At 71.7% G+C, this 14,988-nt stretch carries 12 protein-coding genes; 7 read left to right on the top strand and 5 right to left on the bottom strand.

Features of this window, described 5'->3' with window-relative positions:
- Positions 1-139: 139 nt before the first annotated feature.
- The 3 genes from J7E94_RS03420 to J7E94_RS03410 are packed head-to-tail and all read right to left on the bottom strand — an operon-like array spanning position 140 to position 4,313.
- A complete protein-coding gene (locus J7E94_RS03420) occupies positions 140-1,375 on the bottom strand; it encodes a hypothetical protein (protein ID WP_215012166.1) in 1,236 nt (411 codons plus the stop codon).
- Positions 1,372-3,111 (bottom strand): lipopolysaccharide biosynthesis protein, encoded by a 1,740-nt coding sequence (locus tag J7E94_RS03415; RefSeq protein ID WP_215012164.1) that lies wholly within the window; start codon positions 3,109-3,111, stop codon positions 1,372-1,374. Before J7E94_RS03415 ends, J7E94_RS03420 begins: the two co-directional genes overlap by 4 nt.
- Entirely contained in the window at positions 3,108-4,313 is a 1,206-nt protein-coding gene (locus tag J7E94_RS03410; RefSeq protein WP_215012229.1) for a glycosyltransferase family 4 protein, read from the bottom strand. The genes J7E94_RS03415 and J7E94_RS03410 overlap by 4 nt, the downstream gene beginning before the upstream one ends.
- 171 nt (positions 4,314-4,484) lie before the next feature.
- Between J7E94_RS03410 and J7E94_RS03405 the strand changes: the two genes are divergently transcribed.
- Positions 4,485-4,988, top strand: coding sequence for an adenylyltransferase/cytidyltransferase family protein (locus tag J7E94_RS03405; protein WP_215012162.1), 504 nt, complete (start codon positions 4,485-4,487; stop codon positions 4,986-4,988).
- Here the strand turns inward: J7E94_RS03405 and J7E94_RS03400 are convergent.
- Positions 4,969-5,706, bottom strand: a complete 738-nt coding sequence (locus tag J7E94_RS03400) for a CDP-alcohol phosphatidyltransferase family protein (protein ID WP_215012160.1) — start codon at positions 5,704-5,706, stop codon at positions 4,969-4,971. The two genes, J7E94_RS03405 and J7E94_RS03400, sit on opposite strands and share 20 nt — an antisense overlap.
- Before the next feature lie 93 nt (positions 5,707-5,799).
- Positions 5,800-8,223 (bottom strand): glycogen debranching protein GlgX, encoded by a 2,424-nt coding sequence (glgX, locus tag J7E94_RS03395; protein ID WP_374224385.1) that lies wholly within the window; start codon positions 8,221-8,223, stop codon positions 5,800-5,802.
- A gap of 182 nt (positions 8,224-8,405) precedes the next feature.
- Here glgX and J7E94_RS03390 point away from each other — a divergent pair, with 182 nt between their 5' ends.
- From J7E94_RS03390 to J7E94_RS03365, 6 genes are all read left to right on the top strand, one after another.
- The gene (locus J7E94_RS03390) at positions 8,406-9,623 is read left to right on the top strand and encodes an Ig-like domain-containing protein (RefSeq protein WP_215012225.1); all 1,218 of its coding nucleotides are present in this window, start codon (positions 8,406-8,408) and stop codon (positions 9,621-9,623) included.
- Between the two features lie 127 nt (positions 9,624-9,750).
- Complete coding sequence (locus J7E94_RS03385) at positions 9,751-10,992, top strand: Ig-like domain-containing protein (RefSeq protein WP_374224384.1); 1,242 nt, start codon at positions 9,751-9,753, stop codon at positions 10,990-10,992.
- A gap of 87 nt (positions 10,993-11,079) precedes the next feature.
- The gene (locus tag J7E94_RS03380; protein ID WP_215012159.1) at positions 11,080-11,847 is read left to right on the top strand and encodes an enoyl-CoA hydratase/isomerase family protein; all 768 of its coding nucleotides are present in this window, start codon (positions 11,080-11,082) and stop codon (positions 11,845-11,847) included.
- Positions 11,848-12,087: 240 nt separating this feature from the next.
- A complete protein-coding gene (locus J7E94_RS03375; RefSeq protein ID WP_215012158.1) occupies positions 12,088-12,600 on the top strand; it encodes an anti-sigma regulatory factor in 513 nt (170 codons plus the stop codon).
- A gap of 374 nt (positions 12,601-12,974) precedes the next feature.
- Positions 12,975-13,781, top strand: coding sequence for a polysaccharide deacetylase family protein (locus tag J7E94_RS03370; protein WP_374224383.1), 807 nt, complete (start codon positions 12,975-12,977; stop codon positions 13,779-13,781).
- Positions 13,778-14,965, top strand: coding sequence for a YncE family protein (locus tag J7E94_RS03365; RefSeq protein ID WP_215012156.1), 1,188 nt, complete (start codon positions 13,778-13,780; stop codon positions 14,963-14,965). The genes J7E94_RS03370 and J7E94_RS03365 overlap by 4 nt, the downstream gene beginning before the upstream one ends.
- Positions 14,966-14,988 lie beyond the last annotated feature (23 nt).

The raw sequence follows: 14,988 nt of genomic DNA, 5'->3' as shown, positions 1-14,988 counted from the left end.
CCTCAATCGCCGGCGGGGCTGGATTTGCCCTGGCTGAGTGCCTGGGTGCGGGTTCAGGATCGGGGCTCCGCCCCCGGCCCCGCCCGGGCAGAGTCCGGGGGAGGGGAAGGGCGGGGAGGGGACGGCCCCGTGCAGCGGGTCAGGCCGTCGGGGACGGGGCCGGGGCCGGGGGCGAGTGGGCCGGCTCCGGCGCGGGGAGGCGGGAGACGCGGAGCCAGCTCGCGGCCGCCTTCGCCGCCGAGCCGGCCGCCAGGCCCCACGCGGCGCCCGCCACACCGAACACCGCGTAACCGGTCAGCAGGAGCGCCACCGAGAGGAGGGAGAAGACCACCTGCACTGACAGGGTGGCCTTCGGGGCCAGGACCCGGAGGGTCAGGAGGGCACACGTGCCGAGCCCCATCACCGCGTACTGCGCCCCCGTCGCCGGCAGCAGCGCGGCCGCCGCCGCCCAGGTGTCGCCCAGCAGTTCACGGCCCAGCCGGTCCGGCAGCAGGGAGAGGACCGTGCCCCAGGCCGCCCCGACGGCCGCGAGCACCGCGCCCAGCAGCAGCGTCGCCCGCACCGTGGCCCGCTTGCCGCCCAGGCGCCCAAGGACCGGCGGACCAAAGGCGTTCGCCGAGTTGAACAGGACGTTCAGCGGTCCGAACAGCGTGGTCGCCCCCCGCAGCGCGCCGACCGCCAGCGGTGTCGCGAAGACGCCGAGGCCCAGCACGGCGAGCTGGCTGGAGCCGTTGCCGACCGCGAACTCGACCACGAACCGCTGCCCCAGGTGGCCCCGCCGCAGGTACGGGCGCAAGTCCGCGCGGGCACCGCGTACGTACGGCCGCAGCAGCCACAGCCCCAGCCCCAGCGCCGGCAGCGCGGAGAGCCCCCACGCCAGCACCAGCCGCCCCGCGGACGTACCGGACGGCTGCGCGGCCAGCGCCGCGACCACGCACACCAGCCGCAGCACGTCGGCGGCCAGCGCCCGCTCGGGGGCCCGCAGGGCGGAGAAGCAGTACCGCAGCCCGTCCTGGAGCAGCACCAAAGGCAGTACGAGGCCCAGGGCAAGGAAGGCCCGCCCAGTGGGCCCCGGGAGCAGCAGGCCCACGAGAGCCGTCACCGCACCGACCACCGCCGAGGCGACCCCCGTGAAGGCGGCCGCCGACCGGCACACCATCCCCAGCCGCTCGCCCTTCTCCAGGACCACGCTCTGGCCCACGTAGGCCATGTTGAGCCCGAGGAGCACGCTGAAGACCACGTACACCATCGAGAAGTCGGCGAAGCCGGACGCCGAGGACAGCCGGGCGGCCAGCACGAGCACCAGGATGTTCGTGGCGCTGGAGGCCGCCTGGTCCAGGACCGACGCGACCGCGGCGAGGCCGCGCCGGCTCACCGCCTGCCCATGCGGACGGTCCGCAGGGCGACCGTGTCCGTGCCGTCGCCGGGGATGTGCTGCTCGGCCTCGGCCACCTCGTAGGGGATCGGCTGCGGCGCGGACCGCGCGGGCGCGGCCGCCGGCGGAACCGGGGCGTCCGGGCCGCCCTTGCCGCGGCCCCGCTTCTCGCCGGGCAGCGGTGCGTGCAGCACCGCGCCGAGCACCGTACCGCCGGCCCCGCTGATCAGCTCGCGGATCCGCGACAGGTCGGTGCGGTGGACGGCGCGCGGGTCGCAGACGACCAGGACGCCGTCGACGCGGTCGACGAGGGCGAGCGCGTCCGCGTACGAGAGCACGGGCGGCGCGAGCACGACGACGGTGGAGTTGGGGGAGTCGGCCTCGGAGATCAGCTGGGTGGCGCGCGGGGAGGTCAGTGCGCGGGCGACGTTGCGCACCCGCTCGCCCGGGATCAGGTCGAAGGCACCGGACTCCCCGGCGTCCACGACGAGCTGCCGTCCGTCGGGCCACTCGGTGTCCGCGTGCTGCGCCGGACGCTTCCCGGCGCCCGGCGTCTGGCTCCAGCGCGGCCTGCCGCCCGCGCCGGTCGGCAGCTGGCTGGCCAGCACCGGGGTGCGCAGATCGGCCTCGATGAGCAGGACGTCCTTGCCGGTCTCCGCGAAGGAGGCGCCGAGGTTCACGGCCACCGCGGCGGCCGTCTCGCTGCTGCCGCGCGGGGCGACGACGAGCAGCCGGCGCCGGTCGGCGAAGCGGGCGTCGTAGGCGAGCCGGAAGGCCACCGAGCGGTACTCCTCCGCCAGCCGCGGATCGGCCTCGCCCGCGGCGAGCAGCGGCCCGCCGCCCGTCTTGTCCCGGGGGAGGTAGCCGAGTACGGGCGCGCGCAGGGCCCGCGCCACATCGCCCTCGGAGCGCGGCGCCGGGTCGAAGACGAGCCGGACCCAGGCGGCCAGCAGGCCGAGCGCCAGGCCCACGGCCGCGCCGAGCGCGAGCGACATGGGGATGCCCGGCCCGTCGGGCGAGCTGGGCGGGGTCGCGGCGCTGGTGACCCGGCCCGGGGTCATGTCCAGGGTCTCCAGTTTGGTGATCTTGGTGTTGTAGCCGCCGACCTCGCTCTGCAGGTCGGTCTTGGTGGAGGTGGCGGCGTCGCGCGCGGCGCCGGCCGGCATCCGGGCGATCTCCTTGGTGAGGTCGTCGAGCTGCTTGGCGATCGGATCGCGCTGGTCCTTGTAGCCCTTGACCATCTTGTCGCGGGTGGCGTCGAGGGCCTCCTGCCGCTTGAGCAGGTAGGCCTCGGTCATCCCGTTGGCGCGCTGGGCGGCCTCCTTGGGGGAGGACGCGGTGTAGGTGAAGCGGAGCACCATCGACTGCGGCGGGTTGGTGACCTGGAGTCCGCTGCGCAGGGCGGCGAAGCCGGACGGGCCCACGCCGAGCTTCTTGGCGGCCTCGTTGGCTATGGAGGAGCTGAGCGCGACCTGCCGCTCCGAGCCGATGTTGATGGCCTTGTCGGGGGCGAGGCTCGGGTTGAAGGGGTCGTCGGTGGGTGCGCGCAGGACGACGTCGCTGGTCGCGACGTAGGTGTCGGCCGTGGAGATGCCGAGGTAGACGCCGCCCAGCAGGCCGATCGCGATGCCGGCGCCGATGAGCCTGCGGTAGCGCAGGAGCTGGCGGAACTGGTCTCTGAGGAGATCGGGTTCGTCGTCGGCCGGTGCTGCCGCGGGGCGGTTCGTCTCGATCACGGGCGGGGACCCCCAAGTGCCTCGTCGATCAGTGCGTCGATGCGGGCCAGGCCCGCTTCGCGGCTCAGGTGGGCCGCCACGTGGCGGGGCCCGGCCGCTCCCAGTGCGTCCGCGCCCTCGGGGTCCTCGGCCAGGGCACGTACGGCCTTCAGCAGGGCCTCGGGATCCTCCGGCGGTACGAGCACCCCTGCGCCCGAGCGCTCCACCTCCTGGGCGGTTCCGCCCTCCGCCGCCACGGAGGCGACGACGGGCCGGCCGGCCTGGAAGTAGGAGGTGAGTTTGGACGGCACGCTCATGTCCAACACCGCCGCGTGCTGCGTGACCGCGAGCACGTCCGCCGCCGCGAGAATATCCGGGAACTCGCCGTCGGCGGCAGGGGGAATGATGTCCAGGTTGGGCACGTCGGCCGCGAGCTCGGCGAGGGCCGAGCGCTGACTGCCGTCACCCATCAGGACAAAGCGCACGCTCGGGTCCAGCCGGGCGGCGCCCACGAGCACTTCGAGCCCTTGCTTCAGGCCCATGTTCCCGGAGTGCAGGACGACGGTCTGGCCCGGGGCCCAGCCGAGGTGGTGGCGGGTCGCGGCGCGCGGCTTGGTGGGCTCGGCCACGTGGGACCAGTTGGGCACGAGGCGGATCCGGCCCGGGTCCACGCCCATGCCGACGACCCGGTCCACGAAGGTCTCGTGGATGACGCCGACGAGGGTGGCCCGCTTGAGGGCGTACGCCTCGGCGCGGCCGGCGAGTGCGGCGGCCTTGTCGCCGCCGCTGATGCCGCTCTGCGCGGCGGCCGCGCCCATCAGGTCCTGGACGACCGGGACGTACGGGACCTTCCACCGCGCCGCGAGCCGGGCGGCGAGCACCCCGCCCGCCAGGCTGGGCATCTGGGCGAGGACCGCCTGCGGCTTCGGCATCCGGGGCGGGGCCACGGCACCGTGCAGCAGAATCGATCCTTCGAAGAGGGCCCGCTTCACGGCGGTCTGGCGCGGCGGCACGGTGTGCGCGCGCCGGTGCACGGTGACCCCCGCGCGCTGTTCCGTGCGCCGGAGCGCCCCCTTGTACTCCGGCTCGAGCGACCATGCCGGGTAGTGCGGCATGCCGGCGAGGACGTGGGTCTCGTGGCCGAGATCCGCCCAATGCTCCGCGATCTGGGTGGCGTACGGCCCGATCCCGGCGTGCTCCGGAGCGTAATTGGTGGAAACCAGCAGCAGACGCCGGTGACCGGATCTGGACACTGAACATCCCCTTCTCCCCTGGATGATGCGGACGTCACCCTATTCGTTCACCGGCGTGGTCCGGAACGTGCACGCTATTGTCTGCTAATCCGCTACACCGGGGGGTGTGGCTGCTGGGGGTAACAAATGACGGAGCGGGACATGTCCGACCTTGGCGCGCCCGCGCGGCCAGGCGCACAGCGCGCGTACAGGATCGGCTACGCGCCAGGTGCGTACGATCTCTTCCACATCGGGCATCTCAACATCCTTCGGCACGCCCGCAGTCAGTGCGACTACCTGGTGGCCGGAGTGGTATCCGACGAGATGGCCGAACGCGCCAAGGGCCGCCGTCCGATGATCCCGCTCGTCGAGCGCCTCGAAATCGTGCGCAGTGTGAAGTACGTCGACGCCGCATTCGTCGAGATGGTCCCCGACAAGGTGGAGACCTGGCGGCAGGTCCGCTTCGACGTCATCTTCAAGGGCGACGACTGGCGGGGTACCCCCAAGGGCGAAAAGCTGGAGAAGGACTTCGCCCCCCACGGGGTCGAGGTCGTCTACTTCCCCTACACCGTGCACACCTCCAGCACCCAGCTGCGCCGGGCGCTGGACGCGCTCGCCGGACCGGCCGCCGCGGCGGACGGGCCGCTCACCGCGGAACGGCGCTGAGTTCCCGGAACCACTTCGCGAGGAACGCCGCCAGGAACAGGGCGGCGACCACCCCGAAGCCGGCGTATGCCCAGCGGAACAGCTCCCCGCCGCCGAGCAGCAGGAAAACGACGCAGAACACCCCGTAGTCCACGGGCAGCAGCGCCACCGCGCGTACGGTCGAGGGCGCCGCGGCGGCGCTCCCGGGGGCGGCCTTCGGCTTGAGCTTCTCGGTCAGCAGCCCGCCGAAGTAGGTGACGACGGCGGCCAGCTGGAAGCCGAGCGGCACCAGCAGCCAGCCGTCCGCCTCCGTCCCGCCCTCTCCGATCCCATACGCGGCCGGGAAGCGGTAGAAGGCGATCAGCACACAGCTGTGCAGCGCGGTCAGCTTGGCGCAGTCCACGACGTGGTCGAGCCACTCGCCCGCCGCGCTGCCGCCGCCGCGCAGCCGGGCCAGCTGCCCGTCGGCGGAGTCGAAGGCGAAGCCGAGGGCGAGCGCGGCCCAGACGGCGATGCCCAGCCCCCACGAGGGCGCGGCCAGCGCTACCGCGGCCGCGGCGGCGAGGCTGAAGGCGGCGCTGACCAGCGTCACCTGGTTCGGCGTGAGCCCGAGCGCGTACGACCCGGCGGCCAGGTACCGCCCGGCCGGCCGGTTGACGAACCGGGAGTAGAGGGACACGCCCTTCGCCGATTTCTGCGCCCCGCGCAGTTCCCGCAGCGCGGTACCGACACTCGCCATGCGTGCCCCTGTTCGTGTGTTCGTATGCTCATGCGTTCGCAGGAAGGCCACATCATCGCAGGGTGAACGCGGGCGTCCGTTCGGGCTCCGCTCTTATGTCCGGGAGTCGACCGCGGCCGGCACCACCCGCAGCAGCACCACCGACCGCGCCGGGACCGTCAGGGTCTCCCCGCCCCGGTGCCGGGTGCCAGGGGCCGTCGCCTGGTCCTCCCGCGAGGTGTCCAGGACCAGTTCGTACTCCTCCGCCCACGGCGCCCCCGGCAGCACCCACGCCGCAGGCCGGTCCCCGGTGTGCAGCACGGCCAGGAAGCTGTCGTCCGTCACCTGCCGGCCCCGCTCGTCGCGGCCCGGGATGTCCCGCCCGGACAGGTACATGCCCAGCGTGGCGGCCGGCGCGTACCAGTCCCGCTCCGTCATCTCCGCGCCCGCCGGGGTGAACCAGGCCAGGTCCCGCAGCCCGTCCGCCCCCTGCGGCCGCCCCGAGAAGAACGCCCGCCGCCGCAGCACCGGATGGGCCTGGCGCAGCGAGATCAGCCGGGAGGCCAGGGCGAACAGCTCCCGCCAGGCCGGATCCTCCAGCAGCGACCAGTCCACCCACCCCGTCTCGTTGTCCTGGCAGTACGCGTTGTTGTTGCCGCCCTGCGTCCGCCCGAACTCGTCCCCCGCCACCAGCATCGGCACCCCCGTGGACAGCAGCAGGGTGGTGAGCAGGTTGCGCAGCTGGCGGCGCCGCAGCACGCCGATCCGCGGATCGTCGCTCTCGCCCTCCGCGCCGCAGTTCCACGACCGGTTGTCGTGCGTCCCGTCCCGGTTCGCCTCCCCGTTCGCCTCGTTGTGCTTGCGCTCGTACGACACGAGGTCCCGCAGCGTGAAGCCGTCGTGCGCCGTCACGAAGTTCACCGAGGCGTACGGCCGCCGCCCGCCCCACGCGTACAGGTCGCTCGACCCCGACAGCCGGTACCCGAGGTCCCGTACGTCGGGCAGCGCGCCCCGCCAGAAATCCCGAACGGCATCCCGGTACCGGTCGTTCCACTCGGTCCACATCGGCGGGAAGGCACCCACCTGGTAGCCGCCCGAGCCCACGTCCCACGGCTCGGCGATCAGCTTGACCCGCCGCAGCACCGGGTCCTGGGCGATGACCGCCAGGAACGGCGACAGCATGTCCACGTCGTGCATCGAACGGGCCAGCGCCGCCGCCAGGTCGAAGCGGAAGCCGTCCACCCCCATCTCCGTCACCCAGTAGCGCAGCGAGTCCGTGATCAGGCGCAGCACGTGCGGGCGGCCCGCGTGCAGGGTGTTCCCGCAGCCCGTGTAGTCGGCGTAGCGGCGCTGGTCCGACTGGAGCCGGTAATAGCCCCGGTTGTCGATCCCGCGCAGCGACAGCGTCGGGCCGAGCTCGCCCGCCTCCGCCGTGTGGTTGTAGACCACGTCGAGGATCACCTCGATCCCGGCCGCGTGCAGGGCCCGCACCATCCGCTTGAACTCCCCGACCTGCTGCCCGGCCGTACCGCTCGCCGAGTAGCCCGCGTGCGGGGCGAAGTAGCCGATCGAGTTGTAGCCCCAGTAGTTGCGCAGCCCCCTGCGCAGCAGGTGGTCCTCGTGCGCGAACTGGTGCACCGGCAGCAGCTCGACCGCCGTCACGCCCAGCCGCGTCAGGTGCTCGACCGCCGCCGGGTGGGCGAGGCCGGCGTACGTGCCGCGCAGCTTCTCGGGAACCCCCGGATGGCGCATCGTGAAGCCGCGCACGTGCAGCTCGTAGATCACCGAATCGGCCCACGGGGTCTTCGGCCGGATGTCGTCCGCCCAGTCGTCGTCATCGTGGACCACGACCCCCTTGGGGACGAAGGGCGCCGAGTCGCGGTCGTCGCGCACGGTGTCGGCGATGTACTGCTGCGGCCAGTCGCGGACGTGCCCGTAGACCTCCGGCGGCAGGGTGAAGTCCCCGTCCACGGCCCGTGCGTACGGGTCCAGGAGCAGCTTCGCCGGGTTGTGGCGCACGCCCGTCCAGGGATCCCAGCGGCCGTGGACGCGGAACCCGTAGCGCTGCCCGGGGAGCACGCCCGGCACGAAGCCGTGCCAGATCTCGTGCGTGAGCTCCGTCAGGGCGCGGCGGGTCTCGGTGGCGTGGGGGCCGTCCCCGTCGAAGAGGCACAGCTCCACCGCCTCGGCACCCTGCGCCCAGAGCGCGAAGTTGGTGCCCGCCGTCCCGTCCGGGGCGTGGTGGAAGCGTGCCCCGAGAGGGTGCGAGGATCCGGGCCACACCGGTGGTCCCGGGCGCGCGGAGACATGCAGGACCTGCTCTCTGACCTGGCCGTTCAGCTGCCCGTTCAGCTGCCCGTCCGGTGACCCGCCGGGCCTGCCGTCCGGTGGGCCGTCCGGCCGGCCGCCGGGCCGGTCGTCGGGTCCGTCGTCGGTCTGCGGTACGGGCACGGCCCGGCCGCCCGGTACCACGGCGGCGGCGTCCCCGACGTTCCCGACGGCTTCCACCGCCTCTTCCTGCTCGGCTGCGCTCGACACTGCCCGCCTCCACGGCTCCTGGGTACCTGCGGGGGAGGGGAGTGCGGCCCCGGCGTCCCGGCCTGGGCCCGTCCCCGTCTGGTCCTTCCCAGTGTTCTGCCCGGACTGTTCTTCCCGGAACGTGCGTCCCACTCACGTTTCCCCGGGAGAGCCCCGTCGTTGGAGGGATCGTGACACTTCTGATGAGGCGGGCAGGGGCGGGCTTGGCCGCCGTGGCGGCATGGGCGGGCCTCCTCGGCACCGTGGCCGGATGCACCCAGGACGGCCGGTCACCGGTCGAGATCCAGCTTCCAGGCAAACCCCGTTCACCGGACGAGGCCATCCGGATCACCCCCGACGACAACGCCAAGGGCGTCCCGGCCGACGGACGGCTCATGGTCACCGTGCCCGAGGGCCGGCTGGAGCGGGTCGTGGTCACCAAGGTGGAGGACGCGCAGGAGGAACAGGTCCCCGGCGCCATCGCCGAGGACGGGCTCAGCTGGAGCCCCGACGAATCGGCCGGCCGGCTCGCGCTCGCGGCCAAGTACACCGTGGACGCCGTCGCCCTCGACGGGCACAACCGCCGCCAGGCCCGGCACACCACCTTCACCACCTACGTACCCGAGGAGCGGTTCATCGGCTACTTCAAGCCCGAACACCGGTCCACCGTCGGCACCGGCATGATCGTCTCCTTCAACTTCAACCGGGCCATCACGCGCCGCGCCGAGGTGGAGCGGGCCATCACCGTCACCTCCGACCCGCCCGTGGAGGTCGTCGGCCACTGGTTCGGCAAGGAGCGGCTCGACTTCCGGCCCAAGGCGTACTGGAAGGCCGGCACCGAGGTCACCGTGAAGATGAACCTGCGCGACATCGAGGGCGCCCCCGGCTCCTACGGCATCCAGGACAAGACCATCACCTTCACCGTCGGCCGGTCCCAGATCTCCACCGTGGACGCGGCCGCGCACACCATGGAGGTCCGCCGGGACGGCCGGCTGCTGTCGACCGTCCCGATCACCGCCGGGGCGCCCAAGACCACCACGTACAACGGGAAGATGGTGGTGATGGAGCTCTTCGACGTCACCCGCATGAACGGCCAGACCGTCGGCTTCGGCGGCGAGTACGACATCCCCGATGTCCCGCACGCCATGCGGCTCACCTCCTCCGGGACCTTCCTGCACGGCAATTACTGGGTCAGCCCCGACACCTTCGGCTCCAGCAACATGAGTCACGGCTGCGTGGGCCTGCGCGACGACAAGGGCGGCGGCGCGGACACCCCGGCCGGCTGGTTCTTCGACCGGACCCTCGTCGGGGACGTGGTGGAGGTCGTGAACTCGCTGGACAAGACGGTGGCCCCCAACAACGGCCTGGGCGGCTGGAACATGTCCTGGGCCGACTGGGTCGCGGGCTCCGCCATCGCCTGACCTGGGCCGGCCGTCCGGCCCGACCGATCCGGCACTTGGGACGGAACGGTGACAAGACCGTGCCTTTTCATGGTCTCCCCATGTGATTACCTGTCGACCAGCGCGCGACTGCCCGCGCGCGGGGGACATGGGGAGAACACGAGTGAACCTGCAGCCGATACGCGGCCGAGCCCGCACCGGCCTGCCGGCCCTTCTGCTGGGGGCGGCCCTGCTGCTGACCACCGCATGCGGCGGCGGCGGAGGAGGCAACAGCAGTGGCAGCGGCGGCGACAACGCCGGGGGCGGCGGCAAGACCGGCACCGAGGCGTCGAAGGCCGTCGTCAACGTCAAGCCCGACGACGGGTCCAAGGAGGTCGCCACCAGCGGCATCCTGAAGATCACCAGCACCGGCGGCAAGCTCACCACGGTGACCGTCGCCGACACCAAGGGCAACGCGGTCGAGGGCAAGATGGCCGCCGACGGCGCGAGCTGGGAGCCGGAGCGCCATCTGGCCTCCGCCACCGAGTACAAGGTGCACGCGGTCGCCAAGGACGAGGCCGGCCGGGAGTCCGCCAAGGACACCACCTTCACCACGCTCACCCCGCAGAACACCTTCGTCGGCCACTACACGCCCGAGGACGGCGAGACCGTCGGCGTGGGCATGCCGGTCTCCATCAACTTCAGCCGCGGCATCACCAACCCCGAGGCCGTGGAGAAGGCCATCACGGTGACGGCCGAGCCGTCCGTCCCCGTCGAGGGCCACTGGTTCGGCAACGACCGCCTCGACTTCCGCCCCGAGAAGTACTGGGCCGCGGGCACCAAGGTCACGGTGAAGCTCGCCCTCGACGGAGTCGAAGGCCGCCCCGGCGTCTACGGCAAGCAGACCCGTACGGTCACCTTCACCATCGGCCGCTCCCAGGTCTCCACCGTCGATGCGAGCGAGAAGCAGATGCAGGTCGTCCGCGACGGCCAGGTGCTCAAGAACGTCCCGATCACCGCGGGCGCCCCGTCGACGACCACGTACAACGGCCAGATGGTCATCAGCGAGAAGTACAAGGTCACGCGGATGAACGGCGCGACCGTCGGCTTCGGCGGCGAGTACGACATCTCCGACGTCCCGCACGCCATGCGGCTGTCGAACTCGGGCACCTTCGTCCACGGCAACTACTGGGCTTCCTCGGGCACGTTCGGCTCGGAGAACGTCAGCCACGGCTGTGTCGGCCTGAAGGACGTGCGCGGCGCCGGTGACGGCAACCAGCCCGCCGCCTGGTTCTTCAACGAGTCCCTGATCGGCGACGTGGTCATCGTGAAGAACTCCAAGGACAAGCAGATCGCCCCGGACAACGGCCTCAACGGCTGGAACATGGACTGGGCGGAGTGGATCAAGTAGTCCCCTCCCGTACGTGAACCGCGTGGCTCGGTGCTGTGACACACAGCACCGAGCCACGCGGCGTTAACCACCACTAACCTGGCCCCCATGACCCTCTCTCTCGAAGTCTCCGAAGGCGTCGGCACCATCCGCCTGGACCGGCCGCCCATGAACGCCCTGGACATCGCCACCCAGGACCGGCTGCGCGAGCTCGCGGTGGAGGCGGCCGACCGGGCCGACGTCCGCGCGGTCATCCTCTACGGTGGCGAGAAGGTGTTCGCGGCGGGCGCGGACATCAAGGAGATGCAGGTGATGGACCACGCGGCGATGGTCGCCCGGTCCCGCGCCCTCCAGGACTCCTTCACCGCCGTGGCCCGCATCCCCAAGCCCGTCGTCGCGGCCGTCACCGGCTATGCGTTGGGCGGCGGTTGCGAGCTCGCGCTGTGCGCCGACTACCGGATCGCCGCCGACAACGCGAAGCTCGGCCAGCCCGAGATCCTGCTCGGCCTGATTCCCGGCGCCGGCGGCACCCAGCGGCTGTCCCGGCTGATCGGCCCCTCCAAGGCCAAGGACCTGATCTTCACCGGGCGTATGGTCAAGGCCGACGAGGCGCTCACCCTGGGCCTGGTCGACCGGGTCGTCCCCGCCGCCGAGGTGTACGAGCAGGCGCACGCCTGGGCCGCCAAGCTGGCGCAGGGGCCGGCGATGGCGCTGCGGGCCGCCAAGGAGTGCGTGGACGGCGGCCTGGAAACCGACATCGACACCGGCCTCACCATCGAACGCAACTGGTTCGCGGGCCTGTTCGCCACCGAGGACCGCGAGCGCGGCATGCGCAGCTTCGTCGAAGAGGGCCCGGGCAAGGCCAAGTTCGCCTAGCCGGAGGCCCGTCCTCCCTGCGGGGGATTAGCCAGGCCTTAAAGGCGCCTTAAGCAGAATCCGTGATCCACTCACCGTGATCATCCGCGTGTAGAACGTCACCGCAGGTCACCATGGGTCTTGCCCACTCTCTGCTTGCCTTGCGCATATGACAGGACACCCTCTGGGAATCCATGATCCCGGAGGGTGTTTTCCCGCGGAACGGCCCGGAGGGGCGGGTGGGCCGTCCATGATGGATGCATGGCGGGCCTGGAGGGTGTGGAACAGCCGCGGCAGCGCAGCAGCGCTTCGGCCGTACGGCTCACGGCGGCTCTTGAGGACGAACAGGGCCTCAAGGCACTGGAGTCGTACGGGAATCCGGCCGAGGCGGAGGTGACGCTGCCGTCCCTGCCCGAGTCGGCCGGTACCGCGCGCAGGCTCACCCAGTGCGTGGTGGTCCGCCTCTGGGGGCTTTCGCCGCAGATCGCCGAGCACGCCGTCCTGCTGGTCTCCGAACTCGTCGGCAACGCGGTCCGGCACACCGGGGCCCGATCCTTCGGCTTGCGGATGCTGCGGCGGCGCGGCTGGATCCGGGTCGAGGTGCGCGATCCCTCGCGCGGGCTGCCCTGCCTGATGCCGGTCCACGAGCTTGACACCACCGGCCGGGGCCTCTTCCTCGTCGACAAACTCTCCGACCGCTGGGGCGCCGACCTGCTGCCGCGCGGGAAGATCACCTGGTTCGAGATGCGCGTCGCGGACCGCCAGAGCACCTGAAATGCCTGAAGCCCCCGGGGCGCCGTGGTGGGCGGTGCGGGGGCTTCATGGGTGTGCCGAGGATCAAAGGGGGTGTGTGATCCTCGGCAGGGCGACTTCGCTCGGGTCAATGGGAAGCCGTGGTTCCGACTATGGCAGACGAGGGCTCAAACGCCAAAAGTCCCTACTTGGACATAAGTGGGCAAATAGTAAGAGTTTCGCGCTAAATCCTAGGTGAGGTGGGCCACTCACCTCGTAATCAATGAATAAATATCGACCGTTCAGTGTAAATCGTTGATCACATAGCGGACGGCAGGCCGGCGGGCCCTCTTCGGTAGATGTCCCGAATTGGGTCAATCATTACCTTCCGGGCCTATCGGCCCTTAAATGGGCAGGTGCTCTCACAACCAGGCCGCCGGGCGGCCCTGCGCGCGGCCGGTCTCGCGGTGGCCGGCGCCGCCACGGCCGACCTCACCGCCGCCTGCGGATCGGGCCGCCCCGCCACCGCGCCCACCGCGCCCACCGCCCCGCCTCCCGGACCGGCCAAACCGGCCCGCCCGGCCCAGGCGGCCCCGGCCGTCCCGCGCCGGTTCGCCGGCCAGCCCGTCGAGATCGGCCACGGTCCGCGCGACCGCCCCCGGGTCGCCCTCACCTTCCACGGCAACGGGGACCCCGCCCTCGCCCGGGCGGTGCTGGCCGAGGCCGAAAGAGCGGGCGCGCGGGTGACCGTACTGGCGATCGGCAGCTGGCTCGACGCCCACCCGGAGATGGGCCGCCGGGTCCTCGACGGCGGCCACGAGCTCGGCAACCACACCCAGCGCCACCTCGCGATCAACACCCTGCCCGAGGCGGAGGCGTACGCCGAGATCACCGGCTGCGCCCAGCGGATCAAGCGGCTCACCGGGTCGATCGGCACCTGGTTCCGGCCCTCGCAGACCCAGTACGCGACCCCGCTCGTCCAGAAACTGGCCCAGCGGGCGGGCTACCCGCACGTCCTCTCGTACGACGTGGACTCCCTCGACTTCACCTCGCCCGGCGCCGCGGCCGTCATCCGCACCGTCACCGGGACGATCCACGGCGGATCGGTGGTGAGCCTGCATTTCGGCTACGCGGACACGGTCGACGCGATGCCGCCCCTCCTCGAAGAACTCGCGCGCCGCAAGCTGCGCGCGGTGACCACCACGGAGCTGCTGACGCCATGAAGACCACCCGCCTTCCCCGGAAGGCCACCGTGCTGCTGGCCGGTCTGGTCCTCGCCGCCCTGGCCGGCTGCGGATCTGCCGGCAAGGGACCCGCCGAGGCGCTCGGCACCAAGGGCCCGGCCAGGCCCGCCAAGGCCGTTCCGGCCGCCCCGCCGGGCCTGGCGGGCATGCCTCCGCTCCTCGACCCCCACGACGTCTACGCGGCGGACCGCCCGAACAAGCTCTCCCCGGTGGTCAAGGACTTCCCGTCGCGCGTCTACGTGCCCAACACCAACTCCAACACGGTGTCCGTCATCGACCCGGCCACCTACCGGGTCATCGACACGATCCCGGTCGGCGTCCAGCCCCAGCACGTGGTCCCCTCCTGGGACATGAAGACCCTGTGGGTCAACAACAACCGCGGCCACACGCTCACCCCGATCAACCCGGCCACCGGCGAGGCCGGAAAGCCGGTCGAGGTGCACGACCCGTACAACCTGTACTTCACGCCGAACGGGAAGTACGCGATCGTCATGGCCTCGATGGACAAAGAGTTGGTCTTCCGCGATCCGCACACGATGGACCGCGTGAAAACCGTCCCGGTGACCTGTTATGGCGTCAATCACGCGGACTTCTCCGCCGACGGCCGCTACTTCATCGTGAGTTGCGAGTTCTCCGGCGAACTCCTCAAGGTCGACACGGAGAAGATGGAGGTCATCGGCCAGCAGAAACTGCCGTTCGAGGGCGCGATGCCGCAGGACGTCAAGGTCTCCCCGGACGGAAAGACCTTCTACGTCGCGGACATGATGGCGCACGGCATGTGGGTGCTGAGCGGGGACAAGTTCGAGACACCCAAGCTGCTGCCCACGGGCAAGGGCTGCCACGGCCTGTACGTGAGCCGCGACTCCAAGGAGATGTACGTCTCCAACCGCGGCGAGGGCACCATCTCCGTCTTCGACTTCCCGCAGAACAAGCTCACCAAGAAGTGGGACCTGCCCGACGGCGGCAGCCCCGACATGGGCGGCGTCTCCGCCGACGGCAAGGTGCTGTGGCTCTCGGGCCGCTACAACTCCGAGGTCTACGCGATCGACACCGCCACCGGCGAGCAGCTCGCCCGGATCCCGGTGGGCAGCGGACCGCACGGGCTCGCCGTGTACCCGCAGCCGGGCCGCTACTCGCTCGGCCACACCGGCATCTTCCGCTGAGTGCGGGCGCCCGGGACGGGCGC

It is taken from the genome of Streptomyces sp. ISL-94 (assembly GCF_018614075.1).
GTDB lineage: Bacteria > Actinomycetota > Actinomycetes > Streptomycetales > Streptomycetaceae > Streptomyces.
Note: the sequence above shows the minus strand (reverse complement) of the source record. Positions and strands in the feature narration are given on the sequence as shown.

What these genes read in the sequence shown, in the direction of transcription:
- J7E94_RS03390 (WP_215012225.1), top strand. Translation starts at nt 8,406, where the DNA reads ATGAGGCGGGCAGGGGCGGGCTTGGCCGCCGTGGCGGCATGGGCGGGC.
- J7E94_RS03405 (WP_215012162.1), top strand. Translation starts at nt 4,485, where the DNA reads ATGTCCGACCTTGGCGCGCCCGCGCGGCCAGGCGCACAGCGCGCGTAC.
- J7E94_RS03365 (WP_215012156.1), top strand. Translation starts at nt 13,778, where the DNA reads ATGAAGACCACCCGCCTTCCCCGGAAGGCCACCGTGCTGCTGGCCGGT.
- J7E94_RS03400 (WP_215012160.1), bottom strand. Translation starts at nt 5,706, where the DNA reads ATGGCGAGTGTCGGTACCGCGCTGCGGGAACTGCGCGGGGCGCAGAAA.
- J7E94_RS03385 (WP_374224384.1), top strand. Translation starts at nt 9,751, where the DNA reads ATGGGGAGAACACGAGTGAACCTGCAGCCGATACGCGGCCGAGCCCGC.
- J7E94_RS03380 (WP_215012159.1), top strand. Translation starts at nt 11,080, where the DNA reads ATGACCCTCTCTCTCGAAGTCTCCGAAGGCGTCGGCACCATCCGCCTG.
- J7E94_RS03375 (WP_215012158.1), top strand. Translation starts at nt 12,088, where the DNA reads ATGGCGGGCCTGGAGGGTGTGGAACAGCCGCGGCAGCGCAGCAGCGCT.